The organism is Pseudomonas sp. GW821-FHT09E04, from assembly GCF_059416185.1.
On record NZ_JBWKOR010000003.1, the window covers coordinates 671224 to 687638 of the forward strand.

General features: G+C 63.6%; 4 protein-coding genes (1 of these 4 running past the window's edge). 1 reads left to right on the plus strand and 3 read right to left on the minus strand.

All coding sequences use genetic code 11. The features are described 5' to 3' along the window. On the minus strand, window positions 1-12912 hold the 5' portion of the coding sequence (locus AC07N4_RS14125) for a non-ribosomal peptide synthase/polyketide synthase (RefSeq protein WP_493066281.1). It extends 4053 nt beyond the left edge of the window; only the first 12912 of its 16965 coding nucleotides appear in the window; it begins with the start codon at window positions 12910-12912; its stop codon lies off the left edge, out of view. 194 nt (window positions 12913-13106) lie between these two features. Then, complete coding sequence (locus AC07N4_RS14130; RefSeq protein WP_096822467.1) at window positions 13107-13844, minus strand: thioesterase II family protein; 738 nt, start codon at window positions 13842-13844, stop codon at window positions 13107-13109. A 128-nt stretch (window positions 13845-13972) separates the two neighbouring features. Between AC07N4_RS14130 and AC07N4_RS14135 the strand changes: the two genes are divergently transcribed. Further along, window positions 13973-15103: a cupin-like domain-containing protein gene (locus AC07N4_RS14135; protein WP_493066282.1), complete on the plus strand. Its 1131-nt coding sequence runs from the start codon at window positions 13973-13975 to the stop codon at window positions 15101-15103. Window positions 15104-15109: 6 nt separating this feature from the next. Here AC07N4_RS14135 and AC07N4_RS14140 read toward each other — a convergent pair whose 3' ends face one another. Next, window positions 15110-16282 (minus strand): MFS transporter, encoded by a 1173-nt coding sequence (locus AC07N4_RS14140; protein ID WP_096822469.1) that lies wholly within the window; start codon window positions 16280-16282, stop codon window positions 15110-15112. Window positions 16283-16415: the final 133 nt, after the last annotated feature.

Genomic DNA, 16415 nt, shown 5'->3' on the forward strand with positions numbered 1-16415 from the left:
CAGGCGCTCGGCCCAGGTTTTGAACGCGCTGGTCCGGGCCGGCAGTTTCACCGGCTGAGCGCTACTGATTTGCTGGTAAAGCCCTTGCAAGTCTTCCAGCAGAACACGCCACGAAACGCCGTCGACCACCAGGTGATGAATCACCAGCAACAGCCGCTGAGTACCGTCCGCCAGGGTCGCCAGTACGGCGCGCAACAACGGCCCGCCGAGGGCGAGGCTGCGCTGCGCTTCAAGGCCCAGCGCTTCGAGCTCGGCGGCGTCTGCCACTTGGGTTTGCCACAGCAGATCATCAGGCTGCTCGCCGACTGCCAGGTGTTGCGCGATCCATTGACCGTCGACAGACGCAAACGACAAGCGCAGTGCATCGTGGTGTTCGATCAACGCGTCGAGGGCGGCCTTCAGATGCCCGGCGTCCAGGGTCTGCGAGGTGTTGAGCAGCACCGACTGGTTCCAGTGATGCGGCTCGGCGACGCCTTCTTCGAAGAACTGCAACTGCGCCGGCAGCAACAGCGACGCACCGGTGACCGGCGACTGGTCGATGACAAAACCGCCCTCGCCGACCCGCGCGACACTGGCCAGACCTTGAATGGTCTGGTGCTGGAACAGGTCTTTCGGACTGAAATGAATACCCGCCTGACGGGCGCGGCTGACCACTTGAATCGAGACGATCGAATCACCGCCCAGCTCGAAGAAGTTGTCGGTCACACCGATTTGCGCCAGGCCCAGCACCGCTTGCCAGATGTCCACCAGCGTTTGCTCGGCGGCATTGGTGGCGGCCAGGTAATCCTGCTGCGCTTGCGCCGCATCGGGTTTCGGCAACGCATGACGATCAAGCTTGCCGTTAGGTGACAGCGGCATTTTCGCCAGGAACAACAGGTGCGTCGGCACCATGTAGTCCGGCAAGGTTTGCTGAAGCTGCTCGCGCAATGCTCGGCGCAGTTCGCTTTGCAGATCGTTGTCGGCCATGACCGGTTCGGCGTCAGTCGGCACCACGTAGGCCACCAGTTGCTGACCGCTTGGCCCGGCCACCGCCATCACCAGTGTTTCGCGGACGCTCCGGGCATCCAGCAGACGCGCTTCGATTTCACCCAGTTCGATACGGAAACCACGAATCTTCACCTGATGGTCGACACGCCCGATGTACTCGATCACCCCGTCGGCACGGAACCGCGCCAGGTCACCGGTGCGATACAGACGTGCCCCCGGCTGCACCGAGAACGGATCCGGCATGAAGCGCTCGGCGCTCAGGTCCGGACGGTTGAAATAACCGCGAGCAAGCAACTCGCCGCCGATCATCAGCTCGCCCACCGCGCCCACCGGCACCGGTTGCCCGGCGATGTCCAGCAGGTAGATGGAACGGCCCGGCAACGCCGAACCGATCGGCAAGGTCGATGGCGTCGGCTCGGCACCGGTCACATAGTCGCCGCAATCCAGCGATGTGGCGGTCACGGTGGCTTCGGTCGGGCCGTAGGTGTTGAGCAAACGAACGTGGGCCAGACCGGCCTTGTTCCAGGCCGCCATGCCTTCGGGCGGCATCGCTTCACCGCCGGCATGCACCTGACGCAACACGCCGTAGTCACGCGGGCCGACTTCGGCGAAGTCCTTGGCCAGCATGCCCCAGTAGGCGGTGGTCAGATCGATCACGCTGATGCGCTTGTCGAGCATCTCGGTGTAAAGGGTTTCGCTGTCCCAGATCTCGGTGCCGCGCAGCACCACCGAAGCACCGGTGATCAGCGCCGGGTACAGCTGCTCGACGAAACCGTCGAAGTTGAACGTCGAGAATTGCAGCACGCAGTCCTGCGCGGTCAACGCCATCAGGTCCACGGTCACGTAGGCGTGCTTGGTCAGCGACGCCTGATTGATCCCTACGCCTTTCGGACGTCCAGTTGAGCCCGAGGTGAACATCACGTACGCGAGGTTATCGGCCAGGGTCAGGTTCGGCAGATCAGCGCTTTCGAGCTGCTCTGGTTGACGATCAACACACAGCACCTCGACGCCTGCGACCTGCGGCAGACGCTCCAGCAAATGGCTCTGGCTCAGCAACAGCAGCAGGCCACTGTCTTCGATCATGCAGGTCAGGCGATCACTCGGGTATTGCGGGTCCAGCGGCACGTACGCGCCGCCAGCCTTGAGCACCGCCAGCAGGCTGATGATCATCTCCAGCGAACGCTCGACAGCGATCCCCACCAACACGTCTGGGCCAACGCCGCGCTGACGCAAGGTGTGCGCCAGGCGGTTGGCCTGCTGATTGAGTTCGGCGTACGTCAGACGCTGGTCGGCAAAGTACAGCGCGACCTGATCCGGCGCGCGTTGCACCTGCTGTTCGAACAATTGATGCACGTGCAGCGCAGTTGGGTAGTGCCCTGCGCAATAGCCCCAATCATTGAGCGCCAGCTCCCGTGCAGCCGCGTCGAGCAGTTGCAGGTCGCCCAGGCAACGTTGATCGGAACCGCCGGCCATCTGCATCAGCACGTGGTTCAACTGAGCGCCCAGTTGCTCGACGGTGGCGTCGGCAAAGTGTTCGCGGTCAAAGCTGTAATGCACTTCCAGCGTGCCTTCCAGGCTTACGCCCAGGGTCAGCGGGTAGTTGGTCTGTTCGTGGTTGGCCACCGGGCCGAAGCGCAGACCTTGCGGTGCGCCCTGCTCCAGCGCCTGGGCAATCGGGTAGTTTTCGAACACCAGAATGTTGTCGAACAGCGCTTCACCGCCCTGCCCGGCCCAACGCTGGATATCGAACAGCGCGGTGTGTTCGAACTCGCGCAGTGCCAGGTTTTGCGCCTGCACCGCTTGCAGCCAGCTGCCGAGCGATTGCTCGGGCCGTGGGCTGGCGATCACCGGCAAGGTGTTGATGAACAGACCGATCTGTTGCTCGATCCCCGGCAAGTCCGCCGGACGCCCCGCCACGGTGGCGCCGAACGCGACGCTGGCCTTGCCGGTGTAGCGTTGCAGCACCAGCAGCCATGCAGCCTGGACGAGGGTGTTGACGGTGACTTTGGAAGCACGGGCGAACTCACCCAGGCGAGCGGTCTGCTCGCTGTCGAGCACGCGATAATGGTCGCCATAGCCTTGCACCACAGGCGCATCTTTTGGCCGGGCGATGGCATGAGCCAGGCGCGTCGGCTCGTCCAGCGTACGCAACGCCGGCAGCCAGAACGCCTCGCTCGCCGCCGCGTCCTGACGCTGCAACCAGCCGATGTAATCGCCGTAGCGACCTGCGTGCGCGGCACTGAACTTGCCGCTGTAGCGTTGCAGCACTTCGCCGAGCAACTGCGAGTTGCTCCAGCCATCCATCAGGATGTGGTGGTTGGTGTAGATCAAGTGATGACGCTGATCATCAATACGTACGATCACCAGACGCAGCAGGGTCGACGCATTCAGGTCCAGGCTTTGACGCTCGGCGTCGGCCAGGGTCTGCAACGCGTCTTCCCGATGCGGCTGCGCGCGCCAGTCGTGCAGGCTGTAAGGCATTTGCGCGTGCTTGCTGACCACTTGCACCGGGGCATCCAGCTCACCTTGCCAGACGAACCGCGTGCGCAGAATGTCGTGCGCATCGACGGCGGCCTGCCAGGCCTGATGGAAACGCTCAGGGTCGAGGCCTTCGACGTCCAGGCGCATCTGGTTGATGTAGTTGCCGGTGGATTCTTCATACACCGCGTGGAACAGCATGCCCTGCTGCATCGGCGACAGCGGATAAACGTCTTCGATCAACTGCGGCGCCAGCGGCAAGCCGTCCAGTTGAGCCTGGCTCAAACATGCCAGCGGGAAGTCCGACGGCGTGACACCGTGATGATCGGCCTGGCAGCAATGCGCGATCAGCGCTTGCAGTTCCTGGGCGTAATCATCGGCCAGACGCTGAATCGTTGTCTCATCGAACATCTCATGGCTGAACGTCCAGCCCAGGTTCAGTTCGCCGCCATACACCTGGCCGTTGAGCGCCAACTGGTTGGCCAGCGGCGCATTGGCATTCAGTTCATCGCCCGCCGCTTCGCTGGACGGCACGAACAGCGCGCCATCGGCGGCGTCGAAGCTGCCGTCGAACTGACCCAGGTAGTTGAAGGTCAGGCGCGGAACCGGCAGCTGCGCGAGGGAGGCGCGATCAGCGTCCTCGCCCAGATACGCCAGCGCACCGAAACCGATGCCTTTGTTGGGGATCGCGCGCAGTTGTTCCTTGATCTGTTTCAGCGACGCGCCCAGTTCTGCAACCGGCGTCAGTTTGGCCGGGTACACGGTGGTGAACCAGCCCACGGTGCGGGTCAGGTCGATGCTGTCGAACAGCTCTTCACGGCCATGGCCTTCGAGTTGAATCAACGCACTGTCGGCGCCGGTCCAGCGCACCATCACGCGGGCCAGTGCGGTCAACAGCAAGTCATTGACCTGGGTGCGATAGGCCGCCGGAGCGTCCTGCAGCAACTGACGGGTCAGGGCCTTGTCCAGACGGGTACGCACAGTCAACGCATGACGGTTTTGCAGACCACCGTCGGCGTTGTCCAGCGGCAGCGCGACATCGGCGCCTTGAAGTTGCCCCTGCCAGTACGCCAGTTCGGAACGCAGCTCACTGCTGCGGGCGTAGGTTTGCAGGTGTTCGGCCCAAGCCTTGGCGGCGCTGGTTTTCGCCGGCAATTGCAGGGGTTCGCCCGCTGCGATCTGCCGGTAAGCGCTTTGCAGATCATCGAACAGAATCCGCCACGACACGCCGTCCACCACCAGGTGATGGATCGCCAGCAGCAACCGCTGACTGCCGTCGTCGAGGTTTGCCAGCACCGCACGCAGCAGCGGCCCGGCTTGCAGATCGAGGCTGCGTTGCGCCTCGTTGGCCACCGCTTCCAGCGCGGCGGCATCGGCCACATCGACCGTCCACAGAAGAGCATCGCTGCGGCTGTCGACGCCACGGTACTCGGCGTGCCAGCCATCGGCCTGCTCGACGAAACTCAGGCGCAAACCATCGTGATGCGCGACCAGCGATTCCAGCGCCTGCTCCAGTGCAGCTGCTTGCAACGGCTGAGTCGGCTTGAGCATCACCGCCTGGTTCCAGTGCTGACGCTCAGGGATGTCCTGTTCGAAGAAGGCCTGTTGCACCGCCAGCAACGGCAGCGCACCGGTCACCGGACCCTGATCGATGGCTTGCGCCTGCTCGCCCACCTTGGCCACCGCCGCCAGTGCGGCGATGGTCTGGTGCTGGAACAAGTCTTTCGGCGTGAAGCGGATCCCGGCCTGCCGCGCACGGCTGACCACCTGGATCGAGATGATCGAATCGCCACCCAGTTCGAAGAAGTTGTCGCTGACACCCACCTGCTGAAGTTTCAGCACGTCCTGCCAGATCGTCGCCAGTTGCTGCTCCAGCACGGTTTGCGGCGCGACGTAGGCTTGTTGCAGTTGGCTGACATCCGGTTTCGGCAGGTTCTTGCGGTCGAGTTTGCCGTTCGGTGTCAGCGGCATGCGTTCCAGACGCAGCACGTAGGCCGGCACCATGTGCGCCGGCAGTGTGGCTTTGAGCTGCTCGCGCAGGTCTTCGGCGAAATCCTCGCGCGCCGAATCACCGACCACGTAGGCCACCAGACGCTTGCCGCTGCCGGCGCTGCCTTCCTGCGCCACGACTACTGCTTCCCGCACGCCGTCGAGGGCTTGCAGGCAGGCTTCGATTTCCCCCAGTTCGATCCGGAAACCACGGATCTTCACCTGATTGTCGATGCGATCCAGATAGTCGAAGGTGCCGTCGGCACGCTGGCGCACCAGGTCGCCGGTGCGGTACAGCAAACCACCGGTGTGGCTGAACGGATCCGCGACAAAACGCTCGGCCGTCAGCCCCGGACGATTGAGGTAACCGCGCGCCAGGCCCGTGCCGCCGAGGTACAACTCACCGGCCATGCCTTGCGGTAACAGGTTCAGATCGGCGTCGAGCACATAGGCGCTGCGGTCGCCGATACGGCTGCCGATCGGCGCGTAGGCCGCACCGCACGGCACTTCGCGACCGGCCTTCCAGATCAGCGGCGTGACCACGGTTTCGGTCGGCCCGTAACCGTTGATGATGTAGTCCGGATCGAGGGCGCGTTTGACCCGTTCGAAACTGGCGCTCGGCACCGCATCACCGCCGAAGCAGTAGATACGCACCTTGGGTGGGTTGCCCTCGCGCTCGGCGTGTTCGGCCAGTTGTTGCAAGTACACCGGCGGGAACGCAACCACAGTCACGCCGTGTTCGCGCATCGCGTTGTACGTCTGTTCCGGGGTCCACAGCGTGTCGTCGCGGATCAGCAGCGAGGCACCGTGGGTCAGGCTGGTCAGCCAGCGCTCGTGGGCACCGTCGAAGGCGAACGACATGAAGTGGAATTCGCAGTCGCTGTCACGCATTTCATAACGCTTACCGATGGCCTGGCAGTGCATCGCCAACGGGCCATGGGCAACGCTGACGCCCTTCGGATTACCGGTGGAACCGGAGGTGTAGATCACGTAGGCGAGGTTGTCCGGATCGAGCTGCACCTGCGGTGCCTTGATCGGCCACTCGCGCAAGTCGAGGCGATCCAGTTCCAGCACCGGCACCGATTCGGCGACCGGCAATTGTGCCGACACCAACGAATCGCTGATCAGCAACGCCAGCCCCGAATCCTCGATCAGGTACGCCAGACGCTCGCGCGGATAACTGGTGTCCAGCGGCACATAGGCACCGCCCGCCTTGAGTACGGCCAGCAAGGCGACGATCACCGATTCGCTGCGCGGCAAGGCCACGCCGACCCGGGTTTCGGCGCCGACACCGCGGGCAATCAGCGCGTGGGCCAGTTGATTGGCGCGCTGATCGATCTCGCCATAGCTGAAGTGCTGACCATTGAAAATCACTGCGGTGCGCTGCGGACGCTCGGCGGCCAAGGTGCTGATCCGCTGATGTACAGCGACGTCCACCGGGTACGGCTGCGGGTGGTTATCGGCTTGTTGGCGGGCGTGTTCGCCGGCGTCGGCCAAGGCGATTTCACCGAGGCTGCGCTCGGCCGACACGGCAAACTGCTCAAGCAATTGCAGCAGGTGCGCGCTGATGCCTTCGATGGCAGCGCTGGCGAAATGGCCACGGTCGAAGCTGTAGTGCAGCGCCAGTTGCTCACCGAGGGTGACGGCGACGCTCAACGCATAGTGGGTCTGTTCCAGGTTGGCGACTTCGCCGAACACCACGCCCTGATCGGCGCCTTGCTTCAGGGCCTGGGCAATCGGGTAGTTTTCGAACACCAGAATGTTGTCGAACAGCGCTTCACCGCCCTGCCCGGCCCAACGCTGAATGTCCGCCAGCGGCGTGTGCTCGAAATCGCGCAGGCCGAGGTTCTGCCCCTGCACGGCTTGCAGCCAGTGGCCCACGCTTTGATCGGGACGCGGCGCACCGATCACTGGCAAGGTGTTGATGAACAGTCCAACTTGCTGCTCGATGCCCGGCAGGTCCGCCGGACGCCCGGCAACCGTGGCCCCGAACGCCACGGCTTCGTGACCGGTGTAGCGTTGCAGCAACAGCAGCCACGCGGCCTGGATCAAGGTGTTGACGGTGACTTTCTGCTGGCGGGCGAAGGTTTCCAGCACACGGGTTTGCGCCACGTCGAGGGTCTGGAAGTGATCGCCGTGACCGCTCTGGCTGTCGCTGGTCGAGGCCACGCGGGCCAGACGGGTCGGCTCTTGCAGGGCGGCCAGTTGCTCGCCCCAGAAGTTTTCGCTGAGTCGAGCGTCCTGACGTTGCAGCCAGGCGATGTAGTCGCGATAGCGTCCGCCGGCATTCGCCGGAATCTGCCCGCTGTAGCGCTGCAACACTTCGCCGAGCAACTGCGAGTTGCTCCAGCCATCCATCAGGATGTGGTGATGGGTGTAGATCAGGTGCCACTGCTCGGCGCCGGTCTGCACCAGCACCAGACGCAGCAGCGGCGCGCAGGTCAGGTCGAAGCCTTGTTGGCGCTCGGCATCGGCCAGCGCCGCGAGGGCTTGTGGCTGATCGTCACGGGAGCGCCAGTCCAGCGCGGTGAACGGCAACTGCACCTGTTTGTGGACGATTTGCACCGGCTCGGCCAGCTCGCCCTGCCAGACAAACCCGCTGCGCAGGATGTCCTGAGCATCGACGGTGGCTTGCCACGCATCGCGGAAACGCTGTGGATCGATGCCTTGAACGTCGACGCGCATCTGGTTGATGTATTCGCCCGCCGCTTGCTCGTACAGGGTATGGAACAGCAGCCCCTGCTGCATCGGCGACAGCGGATAGAGTTCGTCCAGCTCTCCGGCCGGCACCGGCAGCGCATCGAGTTGCGCCTGCGTCACGCGCGCCAGCGGGAAGTCCGACGGTGTCGCTTGCGGCGCTTCGAGCGCACAGCAATGGTCGATCAAAGCGTTGAGTTCAAGGGCGTATTGATCTGCCAGTTGCTGCACGGTCGCCGTGTCGAACATCTCACGGCTGAAGCCCCAGTTCAGCGCCAGCTCGCCGCCGTACACCTGGCCTTCGACCGTCAGCCAGTTGGCCAGCGGCGCCGACGGATCCTGCGCTTCACCGCCACCTTCACCGGACGGCACAAACAGGGCTGCCTCATCGAACTGACGGTCGAACTGGCCGAGGTAGTTGAAGGTGATGCGCGGTTTGACGTCGCTGTTCAGCGACGCCGCCGTTTGCGCATCCGCCAGATAACGCAGTGCGCCGTAGCTCAGGCCTTTGTCCGGCACGGCACGCAGTTGTTCCTTGATGGCTTTGATCGAAGCGCCGAGGTTGTCCGCCGGGCGAAGATTGACCGGGAACAGGCTGGTGAACCAGCCAAGGGTGCGGGTCAGGTCGACGTCATCGAACAGGTCTTCGCGACCGTGACCTTCCAGTTGAATCAGGGTGCTGGCCTGGCCGCTCCAGCGGCAGACCACGCGGGCCAGCGCGGTCAGCAGCAGGTCGTTGACCTGGGTGCGATAGGCCGCCGGCGCCTGTTGCAGCAACTTGCGGGTTTGCTCGGCGCTGAGCTTGAGCTCGACCTTGTCTTCGAAACGGTTTTCCAGTGCGCCGTCAGGACGCTCGCAAGGCAGTTCGGCATGCGGTGCATCACGCAGTTGCGCCTGCCAGTAATCGAGGCTTTCGGCGAAAGTCGGCAGGTGCCCTTGCAGGCGTGCGACCCACTGCTGATACGAACTGGTCTTGCCTGGCAAGGCGCTCGCCGCGCCGCTCAGGGACTGGGTGTAAGCGGCTTGCAAGTCTTCCAGCAAAACGCGCCACGACACGCCGTCGATCACCAGGTGATGCGCGACCAGCAGCAAACGCTGGCTGCCATCGGCCAGATTTACCAGCATTGCGCGCAGCAAAGGGCCGTTGCTCAGGTCCAGGCTGCGCTGGGCTTCGTCGCACAAGGCCTTGAGGTCTTCCAGCGATTGCGCGTTGCGCTGCCACAACACCGACTCGCCGGTTGGCGCGGCATACGCCTGCTGCCAACCCTCGGCAGTCGATTCGTAGCGCAGGCGCAGCGCGTCGTGATGGTTGAGCAACTGGCTCAGCGCGCGATCCAGCGCGCCAGCGTCCACAGGCTGTTGCGCCGTCAGCAACAGCGACTGGTTCCAGTGCTGACGTTGAGGAATGTCCTGTTCGAAGAACCACTGCTGCACCGGCGCCAGCGCCACGGCGCCCACGGCCGGGCCTTGGTCGATCAGCGTCTGTTGGCCCTGACGGGCGACTTGCGCGAGGCTGCGGATAGTCTGGTGCTGGAACAGCTCTTTGGGGCTCAGCACGATCCCGGCCTGACGGGCGCGGCTGACCACTTGCATCGATACGATGGAGTCGCCGCCCAGTTCGAAGAAGTTGTCTTCGAGGCCGACGTTTTCAATCGACAACACGTCCTGCCAGATCGCCGCCAGGGCTTTTTCCAGGGCGCTGCGTGGCGCCACGTGTTCGCGTTGTTGCTGGCTGCCATCGACGGCCGGCAGCGCCTTGCGGTCGAGTTTGCCGTTGGGCGTCAGCGGCAATTGCTCGAGGAACAGCAGGTACGCCGGCACCATGTAGTCCGGCAAATGTTGGCGCAGCGCCGCTTTCAGGGTTTCGCGCAGGCTCGCTTGGGCATCGGCATCCGCCGCCAGCACGGTCGCGTCGGTCGGCACGATGTAGGCCACCAATTGTTGGCCGCTGGCGCCTTCCTGAGCCAGCACCGCCAGCTCGCGCACGTCCTCTTGCTGCAACAGCCGCGCTTCGATTTCGCCGAGCTCGATGCGGAAACCGCGCACCTTCACCTGGTGGTCGATCCGGCCGACGTATTGCAGCGCGCCATCGGCCTGATAACGGGTCAGGTCGCCGGTGCGGTACAGCCGCTCGCCGTTGTTGGCGAATGGATTGGGCACGTACTTCTCGGCGGTCATCGCCGCGCGGCCCAGATAGCCACGGGTAATACCGGCACCCGCCAGATACAGTTCGGCCGCCGCGCCTTGCGGCACTGGTTGCAAATCAGCGTCCAGCAGGTAGCTGGCGGTGCCGGTCAGTGGACGACCGATGCTCGGCGTACCGCCCGCTGCACGACGGGTCCAGGTGGAATACGTGGTGTCTTCCGACGGGCCGTACAGGTCGTAGATATGTTCGACGCTGGCCTGCTGATACAGCGCTTCCACCAGGCTTTGCTTCAGCGGTTCACCCGCGAGGTTGATGATGCGCACGCTCGACGGGATCGCACCGTCGCGCTGCAAGGCATTGATCGCCGAAGGCACGGTGTTGATCAACCGCACCTGATCGCGTGCCGGCAGTTGCGGCAGCTCCAGGGCATTGCGCGCGATGATCACCGAGCCACCATTGGCGAGGGTGACAAACAGCTCCCACACGGACAGGTCAAAGCACACCGACGTCGACGCCAGCACACCTTGAATGTCATCACGGTTGTAGACCGTGTGCGACCAGTCGATCAAGGCCTGCACGTTGCGGTGCGCGATGGCCACGCCTTTTGGTTTGCCGGTGGAACCGGAGGTGTAGATCACGTAAGCGAGGTTGTCCGGCGTCACCGCCGTGACTGGCGTACTGGACGGATACGCCGCCAGTTCGGCGGCGATCCGGTCCAGCAACAGGACTTGGGTTTCGGCGTTGACGGAAAGCGTCTCGGCCACGGCCTGCTCGGTCAGCAGCACCAGCGCGCGGCTGTCTTCAAGCATGTAGGCGACGCGATCCGCCGGGTAATCCGGGTCCAGCGGCACGTAGGCGCCACCGGCCTTGAGCACCGCCAGCAACGCCACCAGCAAACTGTCGGAACGCTGCATGGCAACGCCGACCCGGACTTCCGGGCCGACGCCGCATTCGATCAGTTTGTGCGCCAGCGCATTGGCCCGCGCATCGATCTCGGCGTAGGTGAAGGTTTGCTCGCCAAAGGTCACGGCCAGCGCGTCCGGCTGGGCGGTAACTTGTTGCTCGATCAAGCGATGGATGCTCGACGCCTCGGCAGTGCTGGCCTGCGCGCTGTTCCAGTCGAACACCATGCGTTGGTATTCGGCCGCTTCCAGCAGCGGCAGATCGCTGATGCGCTGATTGCTGTTCTGCACCATGCCACGCAGCAGGTTCAGCCAGTGCTGCGCCATGCGCGTGATGGTCTGTGGGTCGAACAGATCGTTGGCGTAGGTCAGCGCGGCGTGCAGCCGGCCGCCCTTCTCGTAAGTGTCCAGGGTCAGATCGAATTGCGTGGTGCGCCCCTGCCATTCGATGACGCCCAGTTCCAGCCCGGACGCGGTGCTCACCGTGCTGATGTCGGCGACTTGCGGCTGATGGTTGTACATCACCTGAAACAGCGGCGTGTGGCTGAGGCTGCGTTCCAGTTTCAGCGCTTCGACCAGCCGCTCGAACGGCAAGTCCTGATGAGCCTGGGCGCCGAGCGCGGTCTCTTTGACGACGCGCAACAGATCGCCGACGCGCGTCTGCCCGTCCAGTTCGGTACGCAGGACCTGGGTGTTGACGAAGAAGCCGATCAGGCCTTCGATTTCACCCCGGTTGCGGTTGGCGATCGGCACGCCGACGCGAATGTCCGACTGCCCGGTGTAGCGATGCAGCAGCACGTTGAAAGCGCCGAGCAGCAACATGAACAAGGTGATGTTGTGCTGTTGGGCGCTGCTGCGCAGTTGTTCCGCCAGCGCGCCGTCGATGGCGAATTCGTAGCGCGTGCCGCGATAGCTCGGCATTGCCGGGCGCGGGTGATCGGTTGGCAGCTCCAGCACCGGGTGCTCATTGCCCAGTTGCGCCTGCCAGTATTCCAGTTGCCGCGCCTGTTCGCCCGCTTCCAGCCAGCGGCGCTGCCACAGTGCGTAGTCGCTGTACTGGATCGGCAACGGCGCCAGTTGCGGCGACTGCCCGGCTTCATGGGCGTCATAGCAACGGATGAATTCGTCGATCAGCACATTCATCGACCAGCCATCGGAAACGATGTGGTGCAGGGTCAGCAGCAGCACATGTTCCTGCTCATCAAGCTTGAGCAACTTGACCCGCAGCAGCGGGCCGACGGCCAGATCGAATGGCTGCAAGGATTGTTGCTGCGCGGCGTCGGCCACTGCGACTTCGCGCTCGGGCGCGGCGAGACCGCTGAAATCTACGTGTTCGATCACCAGCGGCGCTTCGGCCGGCACTTGCAGCAGACTGTCGTCGGCCTGTCGCTGGAACACCGTGCCCAGGGTTTCGTGACGCGCCACCAGGCTGGCAAACGCCGCCTCGAGCGCAGGCAGGCTCAAGCGCCCCGTCAGGCGCACCGCGCCCGGCAAGTTGTAGGCGCCGCTGTGCGGGTCCAGCTGCCAGAGAAACCACATGCGCTGCTGCGCGTAGGACAGCGCCTGCCGATCATCGGCCTCGACCCCTTGAGGAATCGGAAAACGGGCGAAATCCACGCCCTCCTTGTGCAGGGCCGCGAGGAACATCTGGCGCTTTTCCAGGGGCAACCCGATAAACCGGCGAGCAAGTTTCAAGGAGTCTTCAGCATTCATTTCTTGGTATCCGAATCAGTAGGCTGGCAGCACAAAGGCACGTCGTCCCTATAAAACGAATGCAAAGCGGAAAAATTAGCGATTGAGAAGAACTATCAGAAGGGAGGTGCAGCGGGGATTTGCGGGCGATAAAAAACCCTGCGGGAGCATGCCTGCTCGCTCCTCACAGGGTTCCGGACAGCAATGAATTCGGGTTAAACGGCAGCCATCAAGCCGTGCCGACGATGATGCACGTCGAGTTGATCCTTGATCACCCGCAGCACCTTGGCTTCGTGTTCATGAATGAAGAAGTGCCCGCCGGCCAGCATGTCCACCGAGAAGCTGCCACGGGTTTCCTTGCTCCAGCCGATCAACTGCTCCGTAGTCGCCTTATCAGCCTTGCCGCCCAGCACATGCACCGGGCAGTTGAGCAGCGGCCGCTGCAACGGCTGGAATTTGCCGCAGAGCAGGAAATCGGCGCGCAGGATTGGCAGCGTCAGGCTCATCAGCTCCTGATTGGCCAGCACTTCCTCGCTGGTGCCGTTGAGCGTGCGCAGTTGATCGATCAGCTCTGCATCCGTCTTCGGCTCGGCAAAGCCGCGGTCGTAGTCGGCGCGCAACGTCGGCGCCGCAGTGCCCGAGGCGAACAGCGCCACCGGCTCCGGGCAGCCCAACGCGCGCAAGGCGTGAGCGATTTCGCAGGCCAGCAAGGCGCCCAGACTATGGCCGAACAGTGCGTAAGGGGCCTTGAGTGTCGGGCGCAGTTCCCTGGCCAGTTGCATGGCCAACGCACGCATGTCGGTGTGCAGCGGTTCGCCGAACCGGGCGCCGCGCCCCGGCAATTCCACCGGTTGCAATTGCAGCCACTGCGGCAGCTTCGGCCGCCAGCGGCTGTAGACCATGGCACTGGCGCCGGAATACGGCAGGCACAGCAGGGTCAACTTGGTCACCACGCTTCCCTCGGAAAAATGTCTCTTCAAAGGGTACGGATTGATGCCCGGGCAAATTAGTCGGCAGTTTGTAAATTACCGTTACAAATGCTCGTTAACCGTTCAGACCAAAACAACAAAGAGGATTCACCGTGGACCTGCAGACCATCCTGGGCAAGCTGTTCGCCAATGCCGGCGCGGTCGGTATCGAAGGCGTTTTCCAATTCGTGCTGGGGTCACAGGCGTTCTGGTCCGAGGTCAGCGCGAGCAGCCGCACCGAGGCCGGTCGCCATGCCAGCCCCGACGTAACCATCGAAGTCGCTGAGCAGGATTTTCTCGGGATCATGGCCGGCATCGCCAACGTCGAGGAACTGTTCGCCAGCGGCCGACTGAAGATCAGCGGCAACATGGGCCTGGCGACGATGCTGCCGCAGATCATCGACCACGCTCGCCGGGGTGCGGCGCCGGTGGAAAAGGTCGACATGAACAAGCGGTACCCGACGCCGCCGCGCTTCAGCGAAAAACTCACCGCCAGCCTGCCAGCGCAAACCGTCGTCGAACGGCGACCGCGCAGCGAGTTGTCGCCGATCGAATTCGAGAGCCGTTACCTGCCCAACGGCGTTCCGCTAGTGATCAGCAATGCCCTGCAGGACTGGCCGCTGTTCAGGCTCAGCCGCGAAGAATCACTGGTGCATTTCACCGAACTGCAAGGCATCACCCGCCACGGCGATTACGTGAAAAAGACGTTCTCGACCGAACGGGATTTCCGCTCCACGTCGATGGCCGACTTCATCGCCTCGCTGGACAGCCCGGCGGTCAAAGGTGCGGACGGAGAACCACCGGCCTACATGGGCAACAACATTCTGCCGGCGGCGTTGATGCAACAGATTCAATATCCGCCCTACTTCGACGCTTCGTTGTTCATCCCACCGCGCATCTGGATCGGCCCCAAAGGCACGTTGACCCCGTTGCACCGCGACGACACCGACAACCTGTTCGCCCAGGTCTGGGGCCAGAAAAAGTTCACCCTCGCCGCGCCGCATCATCGTGAAGCGTTGGGTACTTGGTCCACCGCACCCGAGGGCGGTCTGGACGGCTGCGACTTCAACCCGGATGAGCCGGACTATGAGCGCTTCCCCAAGGCCCGCGACGTGACCTTCCTGCGGGTGACGCTGGAGGCCGGCGACCTGTTGTTTCTGCCGGAAGGCTGGTTCCATCAGGTGGAATCGGTGTCGACTTCGTTATCAGTGAATTTCTGGGTGAATTCGGGCCGGGGCTGGTAACCCCGATCACTTGAGGTGGCGGAAGCTCTGCACCGCCGAACACAGCACCACCGCACCCGCAGCAATCGCCAGCCAGAAGCCGCTGCGAGCACCGAATGCATCCACCAATGCACCGGAACCGGCGGCACCGATGGCCACGCCAATGCTCAGACCGGTCACCAACCAGGTCAGGCCTTCGGTGAGTTTGGCCGGCGGCACGATGCGTTCGATCAACGCCATCGCCACGATCAAGGTTGGCGAGAAGAACAACCCGGCGATGAACACCGCCAAGGACAAACCGAAAATATTGGTCGCCAGCAACAGCGGCAGCGTGGTCACCGCCGTCGCCAGACCGCCATACAGAAACAGGCGCGGCAACGGCAGTTTCGAGCGCATCGCACCAAACGCGATACCCGCCAGACAGGAACCAATGGCGTACACCGACAACACGATGCTCGCCGCTGCCGGTTGCCCTTGTTGCTGAGCGAACGCAACGCTGACCACATCGACCACGCCGACGATCATGCCCATGGCGACCATCAACAGCAGCAGCCATTGCACGTCGGTCGAACGAATGATCGAACCTTGATGCTCTGATTCGTGGGGATGCACCGGCGGCTCGGTGCTGCGCTGGGCGACAAACGCCGTCACGCCGATCGCCAGCATCAACAGCGCCGCCAGCGGCCCGGCCTCGGGAAACACGCCGACGCACAGCCCCACCGACAACGGCGGCCCGACGATAAAGCAGACTTCGTCGAGCACCGATTCCAGCGCATACGCCGTCTGCAATTGCGGCTGGCCGCGATAGATTTCCGTCCAGCGCGCCCGCACCATCGCCGACATGCTCGGCATGCAACCGGCCAGTGCAGCGCAGATGAACAGCGTCCAGGTCGGCGCCTGCAAACGGGTGCACAGCAGCAACATCAGCAACGCCCCGCCACCGATCAGCGCCGACACCGGCAGAATCCGTCCCTGACCGTAACGGTCCACCAGCCGCGACACCTGCGGTGCGCAGAACGCCGTGGCCAAGGCAAACGTCGCCGCCACCCCGCCTGCCAGCGCATAGCCGCCGGTCAATTGCGAGAGCATGGTGATCACGCCGATGCCGGTCATGGAAATCGGCATGCGCGCGATCATCCCGGCCATCACAAAGGCCCGGGCGCCGGGGGCGTTGAACAGTTCGCGGTAAGGGTTTGCCATCGGATACAGCCTCATCAGGGGCGGCCAACTTGCCACAAAGCCTGACGGACGGGAAAGCGCGCAATTGTTGGTGGAATGTGAAGTCCCTGTGGCGTGCAAGGCCAATCGCTGCCGCGCAAAGCTGTCGATCATT